The 22,611-nt window shown below is 40.6% G+C and carries 24 protein-coding genes and 1 tRNA gene; 8 read left to right on the top strand and 17 right to left on the bottom strand.

Annotated features, from left to right (window positions below; genetic code table 11):
• Positions 1–1,632, bottom strand: a complete 1,632-nt coding sequence (locus tag ACEQZT_RS14570) for a S41 family peptidase (RefSeq protein WP_370090186.1) — start codon at positions 1,630–1,632, stop codon at positions 1–3.
• A gap of 79 nt (positions 1,633–1,711) precedes the next feature.
• Here ACEQZT_RS14570 and ACEQZT_RS14565 point away from each other — a divergent pair, with 79 nt between their 5' ends.
• From ACEQZT_RS14565 to ACEQZT_RS14550, 4 genes are read left to right on the top strand one after another with little or no spacing between them, the layout of a single operon-like run.
• On the top strand, positions 1,712–2,446 hold the full coding sequence (locus ACEQZT_RS14565; protein WP_370090185.1) for an iron-sulfur cluster repair di-iron protein: 735 nt from the start codon (positions 1,712–1,714) through the stop codon (positions 2,444–2,446).
• Positions 2,446–2,859, top strand: a complete 414-nt coding sequence (gene ruvX / locus ACEQZT_RS14560) for a Holliday junction resolvase RuvX (RefSeq protein WP_370090184.1) — start codon at positions 2,446–2,448, stop codon at positions 2,857–2,859. The genes ACEQZT_RS14565 and ruvX overlap by 1 nt, the downstream gene beginning before the upstream one ends.
• Positions 2,856–3,407, top strand: coding sequence for a peptide deformylase (gene def / locus ACEQZT_RS14555; RefSeq protein WP_370090183.1), 552 nt, complete (start codon positions 2,856–2,858; stop codon positions 3,405–3,407). Before ruvX ends, def begins: the two co-directional genes overlap by 4 nt.
• Positions 3,404–4,192 carry an amidohydrolase gene (locus tag ACEQZT_RS14550; protein WP_370090182.1) on the top strand — a complete coding sequence of 263 codons (789 nt, stop codon included), beginning with the start codon at positions 3,404–3,406 and terminating at the stop codon, positions 4,190–4,192. Before def ends, ACEQZT_RS14550 begins: the two co-directional genes overlap by 4 nt.
• Positions 4,193–4,197: 5 nt before the next feature.
• Here ACEQZT_RS14550 and ACEQZT_RS14545 read toward each other — a convergent pair whose 3' ends face one another.
• The 14 genes from ACEQZT_RS14545 to ACEQZT_RS14480 all read right to left on the bottom strand — a co-directional run bounded on the left by ACEQZT_RS14545 (position 4,198) and on the right by ACEQZT_RS14480 (position 16,692).
• The gene (locus ACEQZT_RS14545; RefSeq protein ID WP_370090181.1) at positions 4,198–6,588 is read right to left on the bottom strand and encodes a leucine-rich repeat domain-containing protein; all 2,391 of its coding nucleotides are present in this window, start codon (positions 6,586–6,588) and stop codon (positions 4,198–4,200) included.
• Positions 6,585–7,421, bottom strand: a complete 837-nt coding sequence (locus tag ACEQZT_RS14540) for a hypothetical protein (protein ID WP_370090180.1) — start codon at positions 7,419–7,421, stop codon at positions 6,585–6,587. The genes ACEQZT_RS14545 and ACEQZT_RS14540 overlap by 4 nt, the downstream gene beginning before the upstream one ends.
• Complete coding sequence (locus ACEQZT_RS14535; RefSeq protein WP_370090179.1) at positions 7,418–7,990, bottom strand: hypothetical protein; 573 nt, start codon at positions 7,988–7,990, stop codon at positions 7,418–7,420. The genes ACEQZT_RS14540 and ACEQZT_RS14535 overlap by 4 nt, the downstream gene beginning before the upstream one ends.
• 12 nt (positions 7,991–8,002) lie before the next feature.
• Positions 8,003–8,488 (bottom strand): nucleoid-structuring protein H-NS, encoded by a 486-nt coding sequence (locus ACEQZT_RS14530; protein ID WP_370090178.1) that lies wholly within the window; start codon positions 8,486–8,488, stop codon positions 8,003–8,005.
• A gap of 209 nt (positions 8,489–8,697) precedes the next feature.
• Positions 8,698–8,782, bottom strand: a tRNA-Ser gene (locus ACEQZT_RS14525).
• A 73-nt stretch (positions 8,783–8,855) separates the two neighbouring features.
• On the bottom strand, positions 8,856–9,266 hold the full coding sequence (locus tag ACEQZT_RS14520; protein ID WP_370090177.1) for an acyl-CoA thioesterase: 411 nt from the start codon (positions 9,264–9,266) through the stop codon (positions 8,856–8,858).
• The gene (gene mltG / locus ACEQZT_RS14515) at positions 9,266–10,300 is read right to left on the bottom strand and encodes an endolytic transglycosylase MltG (protein WP_370090176.1); all 1,035 of its coding nucleotides are present in this window, start codon (positions 10,298–10,300) and stop codon (positions 9,266–9,268) included. The genes ACEQZT_RS14520 and mltG overlap by 1 nt, the downstream gene beginning before the upstream one ends.
• A 32-nt stretch (positions 10,301–10,332) precedes the next feature.
• Entirely contained in the window at positions 10,333–10,848 is a 516-nt protein-coding gene (locus ACEQZT_RS14510) for a 4'-phosphopantetheinyl transferase superfamily protein (protein ID WP_370090175.1), read from the bottom strand.
• Positions 10,849–10,862: 14 nt separating this feature from the next.
• Positions 10,863–11,462, bottom strand: a complete 600-nt coding sequence (locus tag ACEQZT_RS14505; protein WP_370090174.1) for a hypothetical protein — start codon at positions 11,460–11,462, stop codon at positions 10,863–10,865.
• A 106-nt stretch (positions 11,463–11,568) separates the two neighbouring features.
• Complete coding sequence (locus ACEQZT_RS14500) at positions 11,569–12,315, bottom strand: hypothetical protein (RefSeq protein WP_370090173.1); 747 nt, start codon at positions 12,313–12,315, stop codon at positions 11,569–11,571.
• Positions 12,306–13,244 carry a hypothetical protein gene (locus ACEQZT_RS14495; RefSeq protein WP_370090172.1) on the bottom strand — a complete coding sequence of 313 codons (939 nt, stop codon included), beginning with the start codon at positions 13,242–13,244 and terminating at the stop codon, positions 12,306–12,308. Before ACEQZT_RS14495 ends, ACEQZT_RS14500 begins: the two co-directional genes overlap by 10 nt.
• Positions 13,241–14,080 carry a DUF1647 domain-containing protein gene (locus ACEQZT_RS14490; RefSeq protein WP_370090171.1) on the bottom strand — a complete coding sequence of 280 codons (840 nt, stop codon included), beginning with the start codon at positions 14,078–14,080 and terminating at the stop codon, positions 13,241–13,243. The genes ACEQZT_RS14495 and ACEQZT_RS14490 overlap by 4 nt, the downstream gene beginning before the upstream one ends.
• A 9-nt stretch (positions 14,081–14,089) precedes the next feature.
• Positions 14,090–15,703 carry a cyclic peptide export ABC transporter gene (locus ACEQZT_RS14485; RefSeq protein WP_370090170.1) on the bottom strand — a complete coding sequence of 538 codons (1,614 nt, stop codon included), beginning with the start codon at positions 15,701–15,703 and terminating at the stop codon, positions 14,090–14,092.
• A gap of 74 nt (positions 15,704–15,777) precedes the next feature.
• Complete coding sequence (locus ACEQZT_RS14480; protein ID WP_370090169.1) at positions 15,778–16,692, bottom strand: Stealth CR1 domain-containing protein; 915 nt, start codon at positions 16,690–16,692, stop codon at positions 15,778–15,780.
• 33 nt (positions 16,693–16,725) lie between these two features.
• Between ACEQZT_RS14480 and ACEQZT_RS14475 the strand changes: the two genes are divergently transcribed.
• Positions 16,726–17,322, top strand: a complete 597-nt coding sequence (locus tag ACEQZT_RS14475) for a LicD family protein (protein WP_370090168.1) — start codon at positions 16,726–16,728, stop codon at positions 17,320–17,322.
• Here ACEQZT_RS14475 and ACEQZT_RS14470 read toward each other — a convergent pair.
• Together ACEQZT_RS14470 and ACEQZT_RS14465 are read right to left on the bottom strand one after the other, a co-directional pair.
• Entirely contained in the window at positions 17,319–18,167 is an 849-nt protein-coding gene (locus ACEQZT_RS14470) for an aspartyl/asparaginyl beta-hydroxylase domain-containing protein (RefSeq protein ID WP_370090167.1), read from the bottom strand. The genes ACEQZT_RS14475 and ACEQZT_RS14470 overlap by 4 nt on opposite strands.
• 31 nt (positions 18,168–18,198) lie before the next feature.
• Positions 18,199–18,918, bottom strand: coding sequence for a phosphocholine cytidylyltransferase family protein (locus tag ACEQZT_RS14465; protein WP_370090166.1), 720 nt, complete (start codon positions 18,916–18,918; stop codon positions 18,199–18,201).
• A 163-nt stretch (positions 18,919–19,081) separates the two neighbouring features.
• Here ACEQZT_RS14465 and aepX point away from each other — a divergent pair, with 163 nt between their 5' ends.
• The 3 genes from aepX to ACEQZT_RS14450 are packed head-to-tail and all read left to right on the top strand — an operon-like array spanning position 19,082 to position 22,591.
• Complete coding sequence (gene aepX, locus ACEQZT_RS14460) at positions 19,082–20,374, top strand: phosphoenolpyruvate mutase (protein ID WP_370090165.1); 1,293 nt, start codon at positions 19,082–19,084, stop codon at positions 20,372–20,374.
• 2 nt (positions 20,375–20,376) lie between these two features.
• Positions 20,377–21,495, top strand: coding sequence for a phosphonopyruvate decarboxylase (aepY, locus tag ACEQZT_RS14455; protein ID WP_370090164.1), 1,119 nt, complete (start codon positions 20,377–20,379; stop codon positions 21,493–21,495).
• 4 nt (positions 21,496–21,499) lie between these two features.
• Positions 21,500–22,591: a 2-aminoethylphosphonate aminotransferase gene (locus ACEQZT_RS14450; RefSeq protein ID WP_370090163.1), complete on the top strand. Its 1,092-nt coding sequence runs from the start codon at positions 21,500–21,502 to the stop codon at positions 22,589–22,591.
• Positions 22,592–22,611 lie beyond the last annotated feature (20 nt).

Below are 22,611 nucleotides of genomic sequence, written 5' to 3'. Positions count from 1 at the left end.
TTATTTCTGTGCTAGTTCGTCAGCCTCATCCATTAACTGAATGGCTTTTTGAAAAATTTCATCTTGCTGGTTAAAGATCGGATAGAATCCTTCATTGTCCCAAATTCCTCGTGCTATATATGCCTTGGTCAAAAGCTTGATAAGATTTTTAGAACGGTTGAATTCACCCTGGTTCAGCTTCAAACCATTTCCCTTTGCAATTTCGATCAAATCATTGAGCATTTGATCTGTCACTACGAAAGAAGATTCATATTTCTTGAATCCCATATCTGCCAGCTTCACTCTATTCTCCTGGGCATATCTCACGGTATATTCTTGCAGAGAATTTGTACTAAACAATCGATTCATGTAGCGAGTATTTTGTGCCGTGTCCAGAGGGACAAAGAAATCAGGAGTGATACCTCCCCCGCCATAAACTATTCGTCCTTTGTCGGTTTTGTAAGCTAAAGAATCATTGAATTTGATGCTATCTGATGAATATAATTCACCATTTTCATACCGCTCATAGGCTTCCATATAATAATCATCCAGCTTTCCACCCGTGTAGGTTTTTTGGATGCTACGACCACTTGGTGTATAATATCGTGAGATTGTTAGTCTAAGTTCAGACCCGTCATTCAAATCAATGGGTAATTGGACAAGGCCCTTGCCGAATGACCTTCTACCCACGATAATTCCACGATCATGATCCTGAACTGCGCCAGCAACAATCTCTGAAGCTGATGCCGATCCTTCATCCACCATGATGACTAATGACCCTGTTTCAAAATCTCCCTTTTCTCCAGAATAGTGTTCTTCAGAATATCGTTTTTCTTTACCATCCGTGTATACAATCATTTGCCTTCCTGCCAGCACCTCATCTGCAATTTGAACAGCTCTGTTGAGGTAGCCGCCGGGGTTTCCGGTCAGATCGATAACCAGCTTCTCCATGCCTTGCTCTTTAAGCTTGAGAAGCGCCTCTTTGAATTCAAGGTATGTGGAGTTTGCAAATCGTGCCACTTTAATATAGCCGATTTTATCATCGACCATATAAGAAACATCCACTGAATATTGAGGGATTACATCTCTTTCAATCGTAAAATCTATCAACTCATCCTCGCCATCTCGCTTGATGCTGACCGTAACTTTTGACCCGCCCGGCCCACGGAGCATCTCTACTACTTTTTGATTCGTCATCCCTATCCCAGCAACTGTTTTGCCATCTACTTTGATGATTTTATCGCCCGCCCTTATGCCAAGCTTCTCGGATGGTCCACCACTCAGCGGACTCACTACATGGATAGTGTCCTTGAAAATGTTGAACTCTACGCCAATACCCTCATAGTTGCCTTCCAAACGAGACTGGATAAGTTGCAAATCCTTTGCAGGGATATAGGAGGTATGTGGATCAAGCTCCTCCAGCATTTGAGTAATGGCACTTTCTACCAACTCATCGCTATCCACCTCATCCACATAGTCGTTTTCAATGTGAGTCAGTACCTGTCTGAATTTATTCAGACCCTGCATGAAATTGGAGGTGGGCGCTGAAGTGGAGCCCGCCATATTTGCCCCGATAAATACACCTACGCAAAGTGTAATGGCAATGTATAATGGAAGCCGTACGGCACGATTTGAATTCTTGTGTGTACTCATAAGTCAATGATGAAATTCAAAAATAAAGGTTATTTAAAGGAATAAAACGCATTGGCCCTCAAACTGTTGACAAGAGTCGATGAAGAGATTATTTTTGTATATGGTCTTCGAAAAAACCATCGGTCAGGTTGTAAATGAGAATTACGTGTATGCACGCGCTCTACACTATCTCGGAGTGGACTTTTTTGAGGCACCAGATAAGAAATTAAACGAGGTTTGTAAGGAGCGAGGACTGTCGAAACAACGTGTAATCAAAAGCTTTTACCTGTTTGATTCTTGCCATCGGTTCAGTTTTCGTGAGCTTGAAAAATATCCAATTGAGCTGCTGACCGAATACTTAAAGCATACCCACCATCTCTTTATCAAGGACAAGCTTCCATACATTATCCATCTGGTGAAAAAGTGGGATCAGCAATCAGGTTTGAAAGACCTCCTGCCTGAGTTCGTTGAGGACTTCATCAAGCACATTTATGAAGAGGAGGATACCACCTTTAAATACATTGCCCTACTGTCTGACATAAAGAATGGTCATGAAAAAGCTCCGTTTAGCAAATTACTTGAATTTGAAAACTATTCTTTGGAGGCTGAGTATGAGGAACATCAGGATGATGATGAACTTGGTGCGATAAGAGAAATAGTAGCAAACATTTCTTCTGATTGTCTCCATAGCCAGGTGTTGATTCATGAGATACAGGCTTTTGACCGGGAGATGATCTATCATGCAGAAATCGAAAACAACATTTTCTTCCCAAAAGCACTACAGCTGGAAGAGCAAGTATCAAAAAAGCTCAAAGTACTGAGTACCCTAAACTGATGCCAAGAATATTGGCCATTGACTATGGAGCCAAGCGCACAGGTCTGGCAGTAACCGATCCTTTAGGCATCATCGCATCTGCCTTGGATGTTGTGCCCAGTCATACGCTAGAGGCATTTCTCAAAGATTATTTCGAAAAGGAAGATGTATCCAGGGTAATCATTGGTATGCCAAGAAATACTGATGGGAGCCCGACCAACGCAACACCTTTGGTGCAGGCATTTATCAACCGATTCAAAAAAGTATTCCCTTCAATGGAATTAATTTTGCACGACGAGCGCTTTACATCTAAGATGGCATTGGATGCAATGATTGCCGGGGGAATGAAGAAGAAAGACCGAAGAAATAAAGGCAATGTGGACAAAATAAGCGCCACCATAATTTTACAATCGTATTTAGAAAGTATTTCATGATTTTTCCTATTGTACTGTACGGAGATCCTGTCCTTAAGAAAAAGGCAAGTGAAGTCGAAGAGAATGATGAGTCCGTGAAGGAGTTTGTGGAGCACATGTATGAAACCATGTATGCGGCTCAGGGTGTTGGTCTTGCTGCACCTCAGGTTGGTCAGTCGTTGCGCATTTTTGTCATTGATACCACTCCTATGGAAGATGAAGAAGAGGAGGGATTGAAACAAGCATTCATAAATCCGATTATGATTGAGGAGTTGGGGGAAGAGTGGGCCTTCGAGGAAGGGTGCCTGAGTATCCCGGGAGTGCGCGCAGATGTGAATCGTAAGCCAACCATCAAAATCGAGTATTTTGATGAGAATTGGGAGCTCCATGAAAAAACCTTTGATGGCATGAAAGCTCGTGTGATTCAACATGAGTACGACCATATTGAGGGAAAGCTTTTCACCGACTATCTGACGCCTTTCAAAAAGAGATTGATCAAAGGGAAGCTTGCAAACATCAGCAAAGGAAAAACAGACGCTGAATATCGTGTGAAAGTACCTCGCCCATGAAAGACTTGACCATTTCCTTGATTCAGGCAAATTTGCACTGGGAGCAAATAGATGCGAACCTGGCAATGTTTGAAGAGAAGATATGGGCAATTAAAGAAACCGATCTGATCGTTCTTCCCGAGATGTTTACCACAGGGTTTTCAATGAATGCCGAAAATCTTGCTGAACCTGTAGGGGGAAAAACGTTTAAATGGATGCGGCAGATGGCCACTCAACAGAAGTGCGCGATTACCGGGAGCTACATCGTCAAAGATGGAGACGATTATTTCAATCGACTATACTTTGTATACCCGGATGGGTTAGCTGTTAATTATGATAAAAAACACCTCTTTAATCTGGCCTCCGAAGGTGAGAATTATACACCGGGAAATGACAGACTTATCCTGGAGTACATGGGTTGGAGGATACACCCATTGATATGCTATGATCTGCGATTTCCTGTTTGGGCAAGGTCTAGAAAGACTGAAGAGCGCACTTACGAATACGATTTACTCCTCTATGTAGCCAATTGGCCGAATACACGTGTCAACGCCTGGGATACACTACTGAAAGCTCGTGCAATTGAAAATTTGTCCTATTGCGTTGGTGTAAATCGGGTGGGGGAAGATGGGGCTCCTAAAAACTACAATGGACACTCAGGTGCCTATTCTGCCAAGGGTGAGGAATTGGCCTTTTCAGCAGATCGAGAAGAAATCATGACTGTGACTCTTTCAGCTAAAGACTTGCAAGATTATCGTTCAAACTTCCCTTTTCAGCTTGATGCTGATGATTTTGAAATAAAGTAGGGGGTTCAATAGAAATTGATTTCACAGTCTGGAAAAACTACCTTGAAGTCATCGACGGTGTGTTGTCTAAGTCTGGTATTATAACAGACCAGCTTCTTTAAATTTTGCATTCCATAAAGTCTTTCGAGCTTCCATACACGTGTGTTGCTTACATCCAGACTTTCCAGATTGTATAGTTCAGAAATACCCTTAAGATTCTTAATGCTCGTTCCGGCACAGTTCAAATGCTTGATTGACTCCATCCCCTCTAGCGGCTTCAAATCTTCAATGGCAGTGTTATTGATGTTTAATTTTTCAAGAGATTTCAGCTGAGAAATTCCTTCCAGAGATTGAAGAGGTCCATTTGTACATGTAATGGAAATTAGGCTCTTATGCGTAAAGAGTTCGGACAAATCCGTGACTCTCACATTATTGAGGGTCACACTTTTCAGGTTGATAAATTCATTGAGCGGACTGAGAAAATTGATTGGTTGGTTTTCGATCTTAATTTCTTCGCTTTCGATCAGCTTGTGAAGGATGTAAGAGTCTGAAGTTTCAATTTGTAATGCATTTTTCCATTCGGTGGATAATGACTCATACCATGCTTTCAGCTTTTCTGTTTGAAAGATGACTGTCAGGTTTTTGTTTGCATTTAAAAGATTCACCACCTCGTTTTTCCCGATTTGACTTTTATCTACATCCAAAAATTCCAGCTTTTTGAGCAATCGAAGTGAGTTGATATCATTTAGCAGACTGCCCTTGAGATGAGCTTCTTTCAGGTTGATGTTTTTCTCCAATCCATTCGTTGATTTGACAGGGAGATCTTCGGCTTTTAAGACAGTGAGTTCAGACATTTCTCCTGTAAATTCAAATGTGGTAAAGAGGTTTTTACTCACATCCAGGTATTTCACTCGCTTGAATTTTTTGAGTGGATTTGTCTCGTACAGATTTTTTTCATTCAGTCGAAGCGTATCCTGATTTATCAGTCTGGCAAGATCTTCTTTTTCTGGTGTTTTAGTACCCATGATTTCACTCAGCAGAAATTTCCAGTTGGCAGGGAGACTGCTCCACCATTGCATAACCTGCTCGCTGTTTGTGACTACAAGCGTACCGGATTTTGAGGCCATAAACTCTCTGGCTACTTGCTCAGATATGCCCGTATAGTCAGCATAAATTTTTTGATTTCCGGGGATATTTTTTAATGGGGTGAGATCAGAAATTTCGGTTCGATTAAATGATATTTTCTTAAGCGATTTGAGTTTGCTCAGATCAGGCAATGTGGTAACACCCGTCTCGGAAATATCTAGTGTTTCCAAACTCTCCAGTTGATCTACACCCTCAATTTCTACCACTTTGGTCTGTGCTAGCAGGACAGTTTTTAAGTTCTTATTTGAAATTAACAGTTTGAAATTTGAGAATTCTGTATCAGATAGGTTCAGTTGTTGGAGCTTCCCTAGCTTCCCAATTGTCTCGAAAGAAAACGAATAGGTGCTGGACAAATCCAGAAAAGACAGATTAGACAATTTGGCAATAGGCTCAATGTTATCTACCCGGGTATGGGATAAATCCAAGTGTTTCAGCTTATCGAAATATTGTAGCGCGCTTACATTCTGAATGGCTGAGTTGCGAGCAATTAGCGTCTCCAGATTCATGGAATACCTTAAAGGTTCAAGATTTTCTATTTGTGTGTTTGTGATGTTGAGGTATCTAAGGTCTTTTAATGCGGCAAGTGGCTCAAGATCCTGAATGAATGAATTACCTTCCAGATTCAAGCTGTCCAAGGATGCGATCTCCAGCAAAACTTCATTGGTGATACTGTCAAAATTCACGAGTTTGGTAAATACACTTCGCCAGCCAAAGGAAAGGTTTGTCCACCAGTTTCTCAGCTCTTTCTCGCGACTAACCTTGGTGCTGTACACACTCGCAATTTTCAAGTCATCATCCTCTTCATTGTGGTTGATTTCTATGAAGCGTTTTTGCGTTTTACGATAAGGCTCCCCCTCTATCGTTATTCCTTGAATACTGCTTTCAAACGAAACCAGATAATATCCTCCATCTCCATCCCGATCTATTTTTTTAACCTCAGCGTCACTAAATTCAAATTGGATCTCCTTGAAAAAGAAGTCGACATCTCTTAGGTATGCAGGCACATCTTTGTTGGTAATGACCTTCCGATCATCGATTAGATCATCTTCTATTTGCACTCGCTCGTCTCTAAAAACCTTCTTGTAGCTTTCGGTAATGATCACCTCCTTATCCCGTGTCGTGGTTTTTGCAGACCCAATGGAGTTGAGCATGTATTCATAAAAACTTAGCAAACTTCTTACTTCCTCATATCGGGTGGTATCCGATTGGGCATTGGTTTGCAAGCCTGCGAAAAGGAGGGCCAGAAGTAAAAGGTGCTTAGTCTGTTTCAATTTTTATTGTAGATATAGTCTTTCAATTGCTTTTCCTGATCTGGACTTTCGATAGGAACCAGACCGGAAATCAGCCAGCCGGTATTGTAGCCTGGGCGATTAAAATTGGCTAACGAGAAGTACCAGCCAGGCACGGAGAAAAAATGAAACTTCACATTTTTCACAGTCTCAAATTTCAGATTCCCTTGATTCATTTCATAAATGAAGATGGTAAGGAAATCGGGTGTGTACTTCCGCCCTGTGAATTGCTCCGCATGGTTATTTCCCAGAAATGCTTTTCTCAAAGTCATGAAGTCGAGCTCATGACTGAGCGGATGCATGAATTTTTTAGTTTCGGAGGTGTCCTTATCAAACAAGTTTTGGAACTGATCAAAAGCAACATCATCTATAATCCACTCGTACCCTTGCCCCTGCTTTTGCAGACGCATATAGAGCAGTCCCGATATTTTTTTGCCCTTGAAAATGAAGTCAGTTGTCACTTCTGCGAACCAATCGTCCTCATGAAAATTCAGAAAAACAGGGGACTTCTTATCGATGATTTTTTTTACAAACTCCTGAGCAAGTCTTGAGTCTATTTGGCTCGTTTCTGTATCAAAAAGTGCAGGTAGATATTTTTTACGAAGGGAAGGGTCGCGATACTTTTTGTCCGATGAATAATAGCGATTTCCCTGATCGTCTTCTTCCCCATTGAAGCGTCTGAAAAACTGATTGATCTGCTTGTTGGAAGCATACAATTGATTTTCAGTTTCCTTCATTTCATCGGTGAGGCCGCTCTGCCCCACCGACAAATGAAAGATTGATATAATTAATGTGAGTCCTAGAATGACCCTCATGCGGATGTTTCGGTTACTCTGATGTCCCCTAAAAGTACATCCCAGAATTCAATGATTCGACCCGCAATCTGAGTTTCTTTTTTCTTCACGTAGATGGTGATATCCTTCTTCGTGGTGTCCTTGTAGTTCAGCCCATCGTTGGATGAACCTTCAAAGCGTTGATAGATGGTGATTACCCCAACGTACGTTCCGTCAGGCTGCTGCTCCAGGTCACTTACGTAGTGAATGTCGTACCACTTGATGGTCACTTTATCATAGTTTAGCGCCATCAGCCGCTCAAAGTATTCTCTTACTTTGTAGTAGTTGATTTTTTCGCTTGAGAGTGACGAAACGCCCATTTCACTATCCGTTGCAAAAAGCTCCTCTGCCCGATCCATTACACGCTTGGCTTCCGAAAATTGTGTGCTCTTATTCCCAATAATGCTAATGTATTTACTGAGATCCTTCACCTTTTCAAGTGCGAGCGAATCAATGGCCTGCTTTCTAGCCGGGTCTACGTTGGTTTGTGCGTACCCACTCAATACAAAAAGGAGACTGAGGGATAGTAGTATATATTTTATGTTCTTCATGTCTGTCTGAGTTTATTTTCTTAGTACCAATTCTTTGATTTTGCCATTGGTGTCGTACACCACCTCTTCCACTCTGGCTTTATTGTTCTTCGTATCCTTCAGGTAATTCAGGTACTTGCCGATGGTCGTAGGCTCATCATAGTCAGGCTTGCTGCCATCTTTATAGATGACGATGAGTACGGGTGCTTCTGAGTTGCTAAACATCGTCAGCGCCTCCTGAATGCTGGAATTAGCCGAAGCTGTGGATGAAGCGGACGCAATGGCTGAAAAATAGTTGTTTAGTCTGGTTTCTTTAGAAGGTTCCTTCTTCACTACTCGCTCTTCAGGCTCTTCTTCTACCGGGATTTCCTCTTCCATTTCTTCCTGAGCCATTTGCTCTTTGATTGCTTCAGTGTCACTCATGTCTGCCAGTTGTTTTTTGTTTTTGCAGGCAGAAAACCCAAATACCAACGCAAGCAGAAATGCCAGCGTGAGTGGGGAAAATGTATACTTCTTCATTGTCATTTTGATTATCAATTTTTAATGATCTTCTATTTGATTTCGTTCCATTTAAGAACTACACCTTTAACTCAAATAGTGTTCCAATTGATGCAATACCCTCAAGAAATAGTTTTGTTGATGAAAATAATTCTCGATTTGAGAATGGGATGGTAGGAATGGGAAATGAAACAAAAAAAACCCTGATGTTTCCATCAGGGTTTTGGTTGCAGAGGCGGAGGGATTCGAACCCCCGGTACCTCGCGGTACAACGGTTTTCAAGACCGCCGCATTCGACCACTCTGCCACGCCTCTGGGTCTCTGCAATATTTCGCTCTTAGCGAAAATCGGAACGCAAAACTAGCCGATTTTAAGAAAGAGACAAACTCTATTTCTTGAAAAAAGGAGAAATTGATTTTTCCATCCTTTCCGGCATTTTCACAGGTCTTCCGGTCTCCATATTCATAAAAGCCAAAATCGTTTCTCCGGTATTTACCAGCTTACCTTCTTCATTTCTTATTTCATACAAAAAACGCATTCTCGCTCTTGGCATTTCAGGAATGATCAGTTTGATGGTGAGCAGATCATCGTATTTAGCAGGACCATGATACTTTACTGTCATGTCCAGAACCGGCATACCCACACCGGAATCCTCCATCTCCTTGTATGGAAAACCAAGTGCTCGAAATCCTTCCACACGAGCCACCTCATAGTAGGCGGGGTAGTTTCCATAATAGACAAAACCCATTTTGTCTGTTTCGGCGTATCGTACTCTGACTTGCGTTTCGTGTGTGTACATTATCGGTAGATTCGTTCCTGATTCAATGCGCGCTGAAATTTACGGGCATTTACATTATGCTCAGTTAAGGTTTTAGCAAAAACATGGTATCCGGAGAAGTCAGCCTTGGCACAGAAATACAGATAGTTGTGATCTTCGTAATTCAAAACCGCATTTAAGGCAGGTATACTTGGCAGGTTGATTGGGCCAGGAGGGAGCCCTCGGTTTTTGTAGGTATTGTACGGCGAATCGAACTCCTTGTCTTTATTCAAAATCCTACGAATGTTGAAATCTCCGATTGCAAAAACCAGCGTAGGGTCGGCCTGAAGCGGAATCCTTCGTTGTAACCTGTTGATATACACTCCGGCGATAGTTGGCGCTTCATCCATTTTGTTGGTCTCTCCCTGTACGATGGAAGCCAGTGTAGAAACCTGTACAGGTGTCATGTTCAGATTCTTGGCTTTCTGCAGCCGCTCCTCAGTCCAGAACCGATCGTACTCAGCCTTCATTCTGTCCAGCAATCCCTTGGGAGTGGTGGTCCAGTATACTTCATAGGTGTTAGGGATAAACATGCTGATGAATGTTTCCTTATTGAACCCATAATAAGCCGCCGTAGTATCGGCCAGTAGGATAGGAGCGAGATCCGCTGAGTCTATTTCCAGGTTTTGGGTTAAAATCTTAGGGAGTTGCTTCAACAACCGCGCATTGGAAAATGTAAGCTGGATAGGTGTTTGAGATCCTGATCTTAGCAAGTTGATCAGCTCGATGTTGGTCATATCTCCTTTGATGAGATACATACCATTTTTTACGTTTATGTCCAGGTCTTTTAGCTTGGCCAGAAAGCTGAAGGAGACTAAATCGTTAACAATTCGCTCATCAGCTAGCTTATTTTGAAGCTGCTTGAAGGTGGTGCCTTTGGGAATCGCAAAAAAACGATCCTCTTCTTCAATAAGGACATTGGGGGTGTAGAGGATTTGGTAGGTGTAAAAAGCGAATGATGACAACATCATCGTGAATACTACCAGGAAAATGGCGATGAAATTTTTCTTACGCATCGTGCAAAATTAATTGAAGCTTAAAATTGTAATTAGAGTATAGCGTGTGGGAAAGCAACCACACCAAATCGTCCGTGATGGGAAATGGATATTTCACTTTTGGCGGGCAAAATGGTTGGGAGATTGAGGTCATCCGATCCGATTTGGAAATCGTATCCTTTGGTTTTGAAAAAATCGACGATCATTTTTCTGATCCCTTCGCTCCAGTTTTCATCCGGCTTATTAAAAACCTCAAATCCAATCTTTTCAAGGTCACCGCAGATGGCAATGATGTATTCATTGGTAACTTGGATTTGGCCATTGAGATCTCCTGATGAGAACAAGATGTCTTCTCCGTTTTTAGAAATCTTGATAGGAATGTTGGATGGCGCAAAGTTTAGAGGCTCACGCCGACATTTGAAGGCTGCCTCCTTTGCAGCCCACAATATCCAAAATAAATGAGGATGCTCAATGAGAACATCCTCCTTATTTTTTATCATGTTGACCGTACGATCTGTTCGTTCTTTGAGCAGCGGGTCTTTCAAGTCAACTATGTCTATTCCTAGCATGATATTTTGTTTGCTTACGATCTTCCACTCTCCATTTCATCTATAAGTAGAAACCACTGCCCTCTTGTGGGCCCATTTAACCACTCATTAAACGCGCTATTATAATTGACATCTAACCTTCGAGATTCATAAATCATCATTTGATAGATGCCATATTTAGCCAGCATAAAAGCATCCTCATCCGCATCTCTAAAAATTTTATTAAGCGCAGAAAAGATTTCAGGAAAACAATCAGTTTCATTATTCTTCAATTGCCAAACGATAAACTTTCCTATATGTTCTGCATCAAACATGGGTTCAATCTGACTTGGAGCCGGTTCTATAGTCTTATATGCATCCATCATGTAGTTTAAAAAATCAGCCTTCACCTCATCGCATGAATTAGATATTATTTTTATCGCTGTTTCCTGGTCAATTTTTCCTGAGTAGGAGATGGTTTCTAGTTCGATAGTGGAAGTATCGTAAAATGATTCATACGTTGGTCCTGCTTTTACTATTGCCGGAGAGTTTTTTGGAGTTGATTTTTTTTGAGGTGTGCCACTCTTCGTCTTTGAATCAGTATTACCACATCCAACTAGTATAAGTACTATTAATATTGGTAAGAGAGTCTTCATTTTAATTTCTTAGTTTTTAAAAATTTAATGCTCTATTGAATTTTGGGTTGCTTTTTCAAAAAAAATGCCAAATAATAAATGTCTTCGTATTCTGTTTAAGATGGAATTATAATCTATAAAATCTCATTATAAATTTCAATACAAAATAACCGAACTTATTCTTCAATATATCCTTTGATATCCAATAATGATACGCTTGTGCAGCCGTGCTTTTTGTTGCATACCAACGATCTCTTTCAATGCGAGCTTGCTTGTCACTGTAGCCACTTCCATGAGGGTGATCCACTACAACTTTGTCATCCACGACCGCCCAGCAATTGTTTTTCATAGATAAGTAACCCATATACATATCGATCCCATGTCCAATTTTATTGATTGACAAATCAATAGGACAGATCTCATCTAGGTACGGTCGCGGCATTGCGAAGCAAAATCCTTCTGTAAAAGTCACTTTTCTAATATCATTACTTTTCAGGTTGTTCATGTGATGGTGTGTCGAGTGAACAGCTGATGGCGCATAGACAGCAACTTTAGGATTCTGAGTATACACTTCTTTCATCCTTGTTAGTAGAATATCAAAGTCTTCAATCACCACATCCGAAGTGATCAAGAGAAGGTGAGTATGCCCAGGTTTCATCGCTACATGTGCCTGATTGAGCAGTCCATTATAATAAACGTTTGGAAGGGTAAAGTCGAAGTGCTCCCTTTCATCACCTTCAAAAGTTGATCCGCTATCAATCAATATGGTGTCGACAAGCTGGCCAAATTCATTTTTTAAAGCAATGCCTTCTTGATTGTGATTATGATTAATAATCGCAACTAAGAGATTAAAAGATTTCTTATCTACTTCCATTTCTCTTCAAAGAATTTAATTGCTATAGAGTTATTCCTTTGAGAATAATCCTCTTTCCCCCAGTTGTTGATCTTGGCCAAGCTTGAAGACTTGAAAAAGTCATGCTCGAAGAATGGTGTAAAGCAATATCGACTCATCGGTACCACAATTTTTTCAACCCTGCAATGGGCACTTACCCATACATCGTCCACGAATCGGATATTGTTAGGAACCCCTTCATAGTTGGTTACTTCATCAGAGTTGAAAAATTTTGGTTTGAATAGAAATGCCGAATATCCCTGCAGTATGTCAATGGAATATGGTTTAGTTACTCTAGTTCCTGGAACAGGAGTGGGTGCTTTTTTTAGCAGATTACTTATTAATGTGGTAGGTCGGTCAATCAGATCTTCAGGAACTCGCCAGCCACTTGCAGCTACTACTTTGTCAGGATATTGATCAGATGCTTGGTTTAGCTCAGTTATGTAATCTGATGGATAGATATTGTCATCGTCAGTGACCAAGATTTTTTGATCTGGATCTTGGGTTAGGATAGCTGGAATAAACTTGGTTGCAGGCCCATAGTCAGTTTCAATCCTAACCAAATTGACTGATTGCAAATTTTGCAACCATTCTGGGATTATATATTCCTTACCATTTCTAAATGACTTGTAGGGGAGGTAAATATTGATTCGTTTTGGAAGTTCCTTTTGGATCAATAGGCTTTTGATTGTGCCAGCAATGTTCTCGATACGTTCTGGAATGGTCGTAAAAGACACAATGACATCCGATTTTTTGTTGGATTTACCCCATTTTTCATCCAACGATTTGAGATTTTTATTTTTGAGTTGAAGGTGCAGAATGAAGTCCCGGATCAAAGCTTTCCCTGACAGATAATTATATCCTAGAAGAAGAAAAAGAAGGATTCCGATGATGATAAATACTATAGTCAAATCCGTTGAATTTTATTTGAAAGAATATCTATAAATCTAAGAAAGTTGAAATAGTGATAAGCTAACCCACCGACCTTCAACTTGAAGTGTTTGGGGAAGCGGTTTCTTACACTAAGATATGTTGTTGGGTGGGCCGAACTAATGTCTACTTCATCATGAGTAACCTCGAGCGATTGACCATAATCTCTAATCAGCAATAAAATGGTGAGCAGTGATTGGTCGTCACGATGGTTAGATCTATTGGCACCTTCTGGACGTATGCATTCTCTAATGAGTGCTAAATCTTTCCACTCTTCTACTAACTGTCGAACGTTTTTATTTGAATAAGAAAATCCACACGTATTACCAGCTCTATTTCGAGCTTGATAATATTCTTTCGGCACCCTTAGGTAATCCATAGTAGCCTGAATGGTCCACTCTTTCAGTGTACCCGAACCGCTAAAGGGAATATATGTACCCGTTCGATTTATTTCGTCCCAAATAGGCTTTAGGTTTTTCAGAATCTGATTAGCACTGTCTTTCCAAAAGATATTTCCTTTTTTTTCGTTGAATACTTCATGGATAATTAAAGGCTTCCATGAATACGTGTTGTATTTTGGTTTGACAAATTCAGGGTATGAATTAAAGTCAAAAGCTCGGTATTCAACATACTTAAAAATGGCCTTTGCCTTCGCCTTGATTGCTTCACTTTGATTCTGATCCAAGCCTAAATCATAAAATATTACCGTGCTGTTCTCATACTCTTTGTTTCGCATGAAACTGTACATCAGCTGACAAAAGTTCTTGAAATAAGTATTGTTGGCGGCTGTTACGATATAATTTTTTCCTGCAGGCATGCGTATTTGCTAGTTGGAAATCTGGCCATCTCTGAGCTTAAGAACCCTATCCGCCAGTCCAAAATATTTATCGTCATGTGTAATGACAACTTGTGTTTTACCCATTGACTTGAGAAAAGGTAGTATTTCTGTATAAAAGACCTCTTTGAATAATGGGTCTTGATTTGCCGCCCATTCATCAAACAAGTAAATGTCTTTGTTTTCTAAAATCGAGATAATAAGTGCCAGCCTTTTCTTTTGGCCTTCAGAGAGATTTTTTGTGGTGAACTTGTGATTTTTGATCTTCACCTTATTCTCAAGCTTGAACATTTTTATGAGCTTCTCTCCATGCTCAGCTAGATATTCCTTATCAACATTGAGAAAATCCTCAAACAAATAAGAGTCAACGAAAACAGCAGAAAATCGGGACCTGTAAGATGAAAGATTGTTCTCCGTAATTTCTTGCCCACGGTAGAATACCTTACCTGAAAGTGGAGTATAGAGGCCAAGTAGTAGTTTGGCGAGGGTTGTTTTACCGCTACCATTTCCACCAACCACAAATAGCATCTCACCCTTCTCAATGGCCAGATCAATAGGGCCCATTGCAAAATGTTGGTCGATATCAGTGTGATAATAGCTGTGCCTCATTTGCTCCAGCTCAATCACCTTGGTGTTATTTTCTGGCTCGTCAAGTGGTTGCAGTCCTTCATTGAATTCACTATCAGGTTTGAGCTCAAGGCCAACTTTATCAATTTGCTCAAGTGCCACATCTAGTCTCTTCAAGCCGCTAAAAAAACCTGCTGCGGTTGATAGTGGAGCAAGTGTAAACAAGACGAGTGTGAGATAATGCCCAAAAAATTCTAGGGTCACAAACTGATAGCTGAATACAGCCACTATGAGTGCGGCAATACCTAAAAGCAGAATCATATCTGTTGCCCTGTTCATAATAGCAGCAGCAACACTTTCTTTTAAGTATGCTTGATTTTGTTTGTGACTTGATGGGATGATGAAATCTTTTAGAAATCTTTTTTGCGATTCTTTATTTAGCACCAACTCCTTGATTCCAAAAACCAATCCATGAAAGTAATCGAAGATATCATTCAAATGTGTTCGGGATTGTTCTTCATACTTTCGGATATGAGGCAACAAAACCTTAGTAAATAAAAAAACACCAACAAAAATCAAAACTGTAGCTCCTGAAAGGAATGGTGAATACCAAATCATGTAGGCTAAAATTCCAATGATAGAAGCAAGTCCCGTTGTTACATTTGGTAATCTGTCGATCGAGAAAGCAATTGTTTTCACATCTTCTGTTAGGATTGGGAGCATTTTTTTCTGATTGTGCTCCATTGTTTCAAAACTGGCTCTCAAAAAGCTGTTCGAAAGTTTAATCCTAAGCTGATGTATGATTTTCTGAGTAAGCTTTGAAATAGAATATGAAGAGATCACCGAAAGTAAGCCATACATAATCCAAAATGTAAAAAACTTCTGAAGGAACGGAATTAACTGGAAATCATCACCCTGGATCGATTCGTGCACTGTTTTAATGACCAATGTAGAAAACAGTCCGGTGAGAACGCTAGTAATAGCTGCGGCTAAAAATAACTTTCTTGATGATCCTAGCAGGAGTCTTATTACACGCATTTCAGATTATTTTTTCCTCCTATCAATTTGGATTTCAGGAGCTTTGATAACGATTTTTTAAAACGAGTGCAAAATTACAACTCAAAACTGGACTTGGCAGGATAGTTTCTATTTAGAAAATCCTGAACCAGCTGTACTACCTGTTGGTTTGGATTGTCTCTCTGATCATCGTTCATGCAAAAGAACTTAGGTGCCTTTTGCTCGAGCGTACTCATTGCTTTTTCTTGCTTCTTTAAGTTATTGGTGATTTTATGGAACGTATGAATTTTTCTTAAGTCAGTCACTTTAATAGGGTGAGCCAGCTTTCGATAATTGGTTAGAACCCATTGCTTATACACTTTTTGCATCGTCACATTGTCATTGCGCCTAAACTTAGCCTCCCTGGTAGCATGAAAGAGATCTTTGTAGTGGGATTGGAGCTCCTCAATATATGACTTCTTAAAGAAGATAGGATTGTGTTCCACTAAACCCAGACTGACAATATCCAACTTTCGTTCGTAAATTCTGAATTTCAAATTCTCTCCAAAAAGGGTTCCAAAGACAGTTATCTTACCCTCATCATCGATGAAGTCTGAGAGGTGAACATCAGATCCAAATAGAAAATCGTCGCAGCAATAAAGAAAGTATTCAGACAGGTTCGGAATTTTATGAACGTAACTTTCTATTGTATTGTAGTTGAAAGTCGGTAGATATTGATCTTCAATGATTTGGTCATGATGTATGACCCTCACTTTTGGATGATCTGGCTTTAACCAATCGGGAATCTGAGGCCGGGACGTGACAATATAGATTGTTCGTATCCATGGCAGATACTTTTCTACTGACCTAAGACTGTATTTAAGCATATCATAGGTATCTCTTACCCGCTCCGGATTTATATCCTTCGGTGTTTCAGCGTATTGATTATAGATCTTTAAATATTCAGGGTCGTCACCATTGACCCAGGTATATACCAAGTCAACGGGCAAGTCTTTGTTTGAATCCTTCAACTGCGAATCAGTTTTTATATGTTTTTTTGCAAAATGCTACGTATCAGCCAGTATATCCAGCGAGTTGCAAATTTAGTTTTATTCGCATTGCCCGGTCAATATCGAAAGCGAAAGCTTCAAATACTGGAGCAGATGTTTCATCTATCAGTCTCCGCTCTCAAGCAAACCGGTGAGCCTTTCTGGTTAGATTTTGGAACCTTGCTTGGACAATATCGGTCCAACAGTATCATTCCGCATGATATTGATATAGATGTGGCAATGATGAAAAGCTCGTACGAGAAGGTGGCTGATTTAAGAAGCAAGATGCCAAAGGGGTTGAAGTTTTATGATACTTCTAAAAATCATGCTGGCCCCAAGATTTACTTTTCATACAAAGGGTATGATTTTGATATTTTCTTCTATGACGATGAAGGTGAAACTATTCGTCAGTTTGTAGATGCAAAGTACCCAAATGAACGGCAGCACATTCCCAAAAATCTTGTATTCCCATTAAAGGACGTTCAGTTCCTTGGAGAAAAAGTCTCTGTTCCATTCGATTCAAAAGGCTATCTGGAACTTATGTATGGTTATCTTGGAACGGGTGGTTTTAGAGATGAAACCACCGGGCTTTGGCATCCACCAAAAATTTAGTTTACTCGTGTTCCAAAATCATGGAAAAGACGATTGTCAAAAATGCCAATCTCTTCTTTTGTTAAATCAGGGTTCCACGCATCAACAATCAACACAACACGATCTTTTTCACCTTCATGTATCACCTCATGTTCGAATGAGTCATCGAACCCAAAAGCTTTGCCGGTACCCCAGTGTTGCCATGTTTGACCAACTCTGATTTTGACTTTATCTGGTTCAGGTACATCCAGGCCCAGATGGTATCTGAAGCGCAGGTTACTGGACCCGCAATGGGGTAATATTTTCACTCCAGCTGAGAGCTTTGAGATCAGTACAAAACCGAAATTCTTAGAAATAGGGAGCTGATCGACAAGTTCGTACGTCTTTTTGAAGTATTCCTGATATCGTTCGTCTTTTTTCCCTCCTACACCATAGAGAAAAATCCCTGACCAGGTACCACCTTTTGCCAGGCTATTGTTATCCGGATGAGTAACAATTTTGTCAATGTTGTTTTTGTATTCCTCAATAATGGCATTTGCATTTTTTTCGAGCAACTGGCATATCTCATTATTTTGAATGATTGGAGGATTTTTGAGTCTGGTATAGTTCCATACTGTCGCTCCAGATGCGGAAAGACCATCACTGATCGGATTGCCATAATACAATCTGGAAACATTGTAGTTTCCAGCTATTTCATCTTTTTTCTTAGAGGCAATTGAAAACTTGATGAATTTTTTAACGCCTCGCCAGCCAAGTACATCCTTAAGCTTTTGGTCATGCCAGTAAAGTAAAGATGCCACGCTAGTCCCCTTAATCAAAGACTTAATTTGCTTCGAAATCTTGAGGTGATTGATGTAAGATTTCATTGTAAGTATCCGTATTGTAATTTTGGATCAGCTAATCCAGTTTAGGAAGAATTTGTTCCTTGGCTCTTTCCAAGTGCTCTTGATTGTCAATTTCACACCAGGCAAGGTTGTCAATCTTCAAGACATTTACGGTATGTTCAATAGAAAGTTCTGAAATTGCGATCTCATAGTCCATGTTTCTCGCATTTGCATGTTCAGCATGATAGTGTTGAAGCTTTTGAAGCAACTCCATTGAAATCTTCCAAATCCCAACAAGCTCAGCGTCAACCGAACCCAGCTCTTCTTTTTTCTTGGAAAGATTTTTCAAGTTTCCATCTGCTATTTCCACATATACCTCGTCATTGGATTTAGTAAAACCGCTAGTAAGGATTATATCTTTTTTCTCTGATTCCAGCAGCCCTTTGATAGCATCAGAATGATAAAGCAGGTCAGATTCTAGTAAAAGGAAGTCTCCTTTGATGAGCTTGGATCCGTAAATCAATGTATGAAAACTACCAGTAGTCGCAAAGTCAGGACTTAAGAAGGTGGTCAAGCCATTTTCCTTTGCAAATTTCTCATAATGCTCATGTAGGTGTCCTGTCCCAATAATTATGTTTTTAATCCCTTTTTCTTTCAAAACGCGAACTGATCGTTCAATCAATCGCTCATCACCAACTGGCATAAAACCTTTTGGAATATCAAAAGTGTATGGTTGCAGACGGGTACCTCTTCCAGCGGCTAGAATTACTGCAGTTTCAATCGTTTGCGTCATCTATTGAGATTTTACACGGTGTTTCCGTTCCTTTAAGCTTAATTTGCCACGAAGATAGAATATTCTAAATCGCAATGAAATGAGCTCTATTTCAGAATAAATAGTTTTCTGTTTTAGGGGTGAATCGAATTATGCGTACTTATAATAAAATTTTCGAAAATAGATGAAGAAAGTATATGTAGGAATGGGCACAGATCTCATTCACCATGGCCATGTTAATATAATTGAAGTAGCTCGTGAATTAGGAGAAGTTACTGTAGGCTTGCTATCGGATAAAGCAGTAAGCAAGTACAGTAGGACGCCTTTTTTGTCTTACGATGAGCGTAAAAAGATTCTTGAGAATCTTAAAGGCGTGAATGAAGTAATCCCTCAAACTGAGCTGGATTATGAAGAAAACTTAAGGGCACTCAAGCCTGACTATGTGGTGCATGGAAGCGACTGGAAGACAGGCCCTCAAAAACACATAAGAGAAAAAGTTGTGAAGCTGCTTGCAGAATGGGGTGGTGAGTTGGTAGAGCCTGAGTATACAGCGGGCATTTCCTCGACAGGATTAAGAGCAGCCATGAAGGAAGTTGGTACAACGCCTGATATCCGAAGAAGGATGCTACGTAGACTTTTGGAGTCAAAAGATATTGTACGAGTGATGGAAGCTCACAACGGGATCTCAGCACTGATTGTGGAGCAAACGACTGTGACTGACGAAAATGAAGTTCGAGAGTTTGATGCCATGTGGGTTAGTTCTCTTACAGACTCAACAGCAAAGGGAAAACCAGATACTGAGTACGTGGATAGAACATCACGATTCAACACTATAAATGACATTCTTGATGTAACTACCAAGCCAATCATTCTAGATGGTGATACAGGAGGAGTTACAGAACACTTTGCGATGCTGGTGAGAAACCTTGAGCGTCTTGGAGTTTCTGCAGTGATCATTGAAGATAAAGTTGGCTTAAAGAGAAACTCACTTTTTGGAACAGAAGTTAAGCAAGAACTGGATACCATCGAAGGTTTCTGTGAGAAAATCAACACAGGAAAGAAATCTCAGGTCACTGAAGATTTTATGATTATCGCCCGTCTGGAAAGCTTGATTGCGGAGCATGGTATGGAAGATGCATTGACTCGTGCTAAGGCTTATATCGAAGCTGGAGCGGATGCGATCATGATCCACAGCCGTCATAAAGATGGAAGTGAGATCATGGAGTTTATGAAAAAATATCAGGAGTTTGAATATAAAGTGCCGGTTGTTTCCGTACCATCTTCATACAATCAGTTTACTGAGGAGGAATTACACGAAGCAGGATTTAGCATTGTAATTTATGCGAATCACCTCTTGAGAGCAGCCTTCCCGGCGATGAAGAAAACTGCGGAATCTATTCTTACGCACAAGCGATCTAAAGAAGCAGACGAGTTCTGTATGTCGATCAAAGAAATTTTAACAATCCTTCCAAACTAACAATGTTAGATCCTCAGAAGTTTTTAAAATCAATTCGAAATCAGGGTGTAGAGTTTACCACAGGTGTGCCTGATTCTTTGCTAAAGGATTTTTGTTCTGTCATTACCGATGAAGGCTCAGATATCATAGCTGCTAATGAAGGTGGAGCCATTGCTTTGGCGATGGGTCATCATCTGGCGACTGGTAAGATTCCGCTGGTTTACATGCAGAATTCTGGATTTGGCAATTGTGTAAATCCACTCACCTCTCTTGCTGATACGGATGTTTATTCCATCCCGATGCTGCTGATGATTGGATGGAGAGGGGAGCCCGGCGTTAAGGATGAGCCTCAGCATGTTAAGCAAGGGCGAATTTCTGAGGAGCTTCTACAGACAATGGAGATTGATTATGCCGTGCTATCGGAAGATGAAAAGGAAGCTGATGAACAATTAGCACATGCATTTCAGACAATGAAATCTAAAAATGCTCCTTTTGCATTGTTGGTGAAAAAGGGTGTATTTGACAAGTATAAGCTTCAAACTAAAGTTGAAAACCCATACACCATCAATCGTGAGGAGGTCATCGAGTGGATGCTACAAAAAATGGAGGATGAGGCCGTAGTGGTATCTACAACAGGTAAGTCTTCCAGAGAAGTCTTTGAGATTCGTGCTAAGCATAACATGGGGCACGGAAAAGATTTTCTTACTGTGGGAGGCATGGGTCATGCGTCCCAGATTGCGCTTGGAATTGCATTAAGTAAGAAGAATCGACCGGTGTACTGCCTTGATGGAGATGGAGCTACTATCATGCATATGGGTGCTGGCGCTATCATTGGAAACCAACCTTCTAAAAACTTTAAGCACATTCTGATAAACAATGGCTGCCATGAGTCAGTTGGAGGGCAAGCAACAGTTGGGTTCTCTATTGATTTCCAAAAAATAGCAGAAGCTTCCGGATATAAGCAAACCTGGCTGGTGACTGAAATGGATGACCTTACTTCGGCATGGAATCAATTTCAGGCGGCTGATGGTCCGGTACTTCTTGAGGTAAGGACGACCGAATCTTCGCGTGCAGATTTAGGCAGGCCAACAACTACTCCGGTGCAGAACAAGGAGGCTTTTATGAAAAACCTTAGCAATTAAATTGATGCTACACAAAAAGGAACTTGATCGAAAGATTTTATTGAATCCCGGTCCGGCCACCACTTCTCAGCGAGTGAAGGAGGCCCAATTAGTATCTGACATTTGTCCACGAGAAAATGAATTCGGACAGGTGATGCATGATATCTGCGACGGCATACTGAAAGTGGGGAATGGGATGAATACACACCGTGTCTCACTTTTTGGTGCTAGTGGTACAGGCGCCATGGAGGCTTGCCTCATTTCAGCTCTGGGAAAAAATGATCATGTGCTCATCATCACCAATGGTGCGTATGGCATCCGTATGAAAGCAATCTGTGATGGCTATGGGTTGAAAAACTCAGCCATGTGTGAATTTGGAGACTATCCTGTGCCAGAAAAAATTGAAAAAGCATTAGCATCAGGTGACTACACTCATCTAGCTATGGTACATCACGAAACGTCTACCGGTATGATGGATCCGCTGGAAGAGGTTGCTGAGATTTGTAAAAAGACAAACGTAAAATTCATTGTAGATGCGATGAGTTCGTTTGGAGCTTATCCCATTGATTTGGCAGAGCTTGAAATAGATTACTTATTCTCTAGCTCTAACAAATGTATTCATGGGATGGCTGGTTTGTCATTCGTGATTTTTCATAAAGACCGAACCGAAGAATTAAAGGCAAATGGCACAGGCTTTTATTTCGATGTGTATAAGCAATGGGATAATCTTCAGAAAAAAGATCAGCTTAGGTTTACTCCGCCCGTACAGACAAGTTATGCCTTTCTTGAAGCTATCAAAGAGCACGAGGAGGAGGGACTGGAGAATCGATGGAAGCGCTATCAAGCTAACTGGCAAAAGCTTTATGATGGGTTTACTGAGTTGGGCTTTACTCCTTTTTTGCCATTGGAGCAGGAATCTAAAATCTTACTCGCTCTAAATCTTGATAAACCTGGGTTGGACTTTAACCATTTCCATGACTACCTCTACGCAAATGGAATTACTATTTATCCAGGAGTGATCCCTGAAAGCAAAACCTTCCGTGTTGCGGTAATTGGAGAGCTCTATGAAGAAGATATGGATTATGTGATGGAGAAGGTAAGAGCCTACTTCAAGTAAACACACTAATTTTCGATGTA

Origin of the sequence: Ekhidna sp., assembly GCF_964218185.1 — a bacterium.
GTDB lineage: Bacteria > Bacteroidota > Bacteroidia > Cytophagales > Cyclobacteriaceae > Ekhidna.
The sequence above is the reverse complement of the archived record's forward strand: the minus strand, read 5'-3'. Positions and strand labels throughout refer to the sequence as shown.

Coding starts and splice junctions, on each gene's coding strand:
- ACEQZT_RS14465 (WP_370090166.1), bottom strand. CDS start 18,918: ATGACGCAAACGATTGAAACTGCAGTAATTCTAGCCGCTGGAAGAGGT.
- ACEQZT_RS14475 (WP_370090168.1), top strand. CDS start 16,726: ATGCTACGTATCAGCCAGTATATCCAGCGAGTTGCAAATTTAGTTTTA.
- mltG (WP_370090176.1), bottom strand. CDS start 10,300: ATGCGTAAGAAAAATTTCATCGCCATTTTCCTGGTAGTATTCACGATG.
- ACEQZT_RS14510 (WP_370090175.1), bottom strand. CDS start 10,848: ATGCTAGGAATAGACATAGTTGACTTGAAAGACCCGCTGCTCAAAGAA.
- ACEQZT_RS14570 (WP_370090186.1), bottom strand. CDS start 1,632: ATGAGTACACACAAGAATTCAAATCGTGCCGTACGGCTTCCATTATAC.
- ACEQZT_RS14485 (WP_370090170.1), bottom strand. CDS start 15,703: ATGCGTGTAATAAGACTCCTGCTAGGATCATCAAGAAAGTTATTTTTA.
- ACEQZT_RS14535 (WP_370090179.1), bottom strand. CDS start 7,990: ATGAAGAACATAAAATATATACTACTATCCCTCAGTCTCCTTTTTGTA.
- ruvX (WP_370090184.1), top strand. CDS start 2,446: ATGCCAAGAATATTGGCCATTGACTATGGAGCCAAGCGCACAGGTCTG.
- ACEQZT_RS14505 (WP_370090174.1), bottom strand. CDS start 11,462: ATGAAGACTCTCTTACCAATATTAATAGTACTTATACTAGTTGGATGT.
- aepY (WP_370090164.1), top strand. CDS start 20,377: ATGTTAGATCCTCAGAAGTTTTTAAAATCAATTCGAAATCAGGGTGTA.
- ACEQZT_RS14540 (WP_370090180.1), bottom strand. CDS start 7,421: ATGAGGGTCATTCTAGGACTCACATTAATTATATCAATCTTTCATTTG.
- ACEQZT_RS14565 (WP_370090185.1), top strand. CDS start 1,712: ATGAAGAGATTATTTTTGTATATGGTCTTCGAAAAAACCATCGGTCAG.
- def (WP_370090183.1), top strand. CDS start 2,856: ATGATTTTTCCTATTGTACTGTACGGAGATCCTGTCCTTAAGAAAAAG.
- aepX (WP_370090165.1), top strand. CDS start 19,082: ATGAAGAAAGTATATGTAGGAATGGGCACAGATCTCATTCACCATGGC.
- ACEQZT_RS14470 (WP_370090167.1), bottom strand. CDS start 18,167: ATGAAATCTTACATCAATCACCTCAAGATTTCGAAGCAAATTAAGTCT.
- ACEQZT_RS14500 (WP_370090173.1), bottom strand. CDS start 12,315: ATGGAAGTAGATAAGAAATCTTTTAATCTCTTAGTTGCGATTATTAAT.
- ACEQZT_RS14490 (WP_370090171.1), bottom strand. CDS start 14,080: ATGCCTGCAGGAAAAAATTATATCGTAACAGCCGCCAACAATACTTAT.
- ACEQZT_RS14450 (WP_370090163.1), top strand. CDS start 21,500: ATGCTACACAAAAAGGAACTTGATCGAAAGATTTTATTGAATCCCGGT.
- ACEQZT_RS14520 (WP_370090177.1), bottom strand. CDS start 9,266: ATGTACACACACGAAACGCAAGTCAGAGTACGATACGCCGAAACAGAC.
- ACEQZT_RS14530 (WP_370090178.1), bottom strand. CDS start 8,488: ATGAAGAAGTATACATTTTCCCCACTCACGCTGGCATTTCTGCTTGCG.
- ACEQZT_RS14550 (WP_370090182.1), top strand. CDS start 3,404: ATGAAAGACTTGACCATTTCCTTGATTCAGGCAAATTTGCACTGGGAG.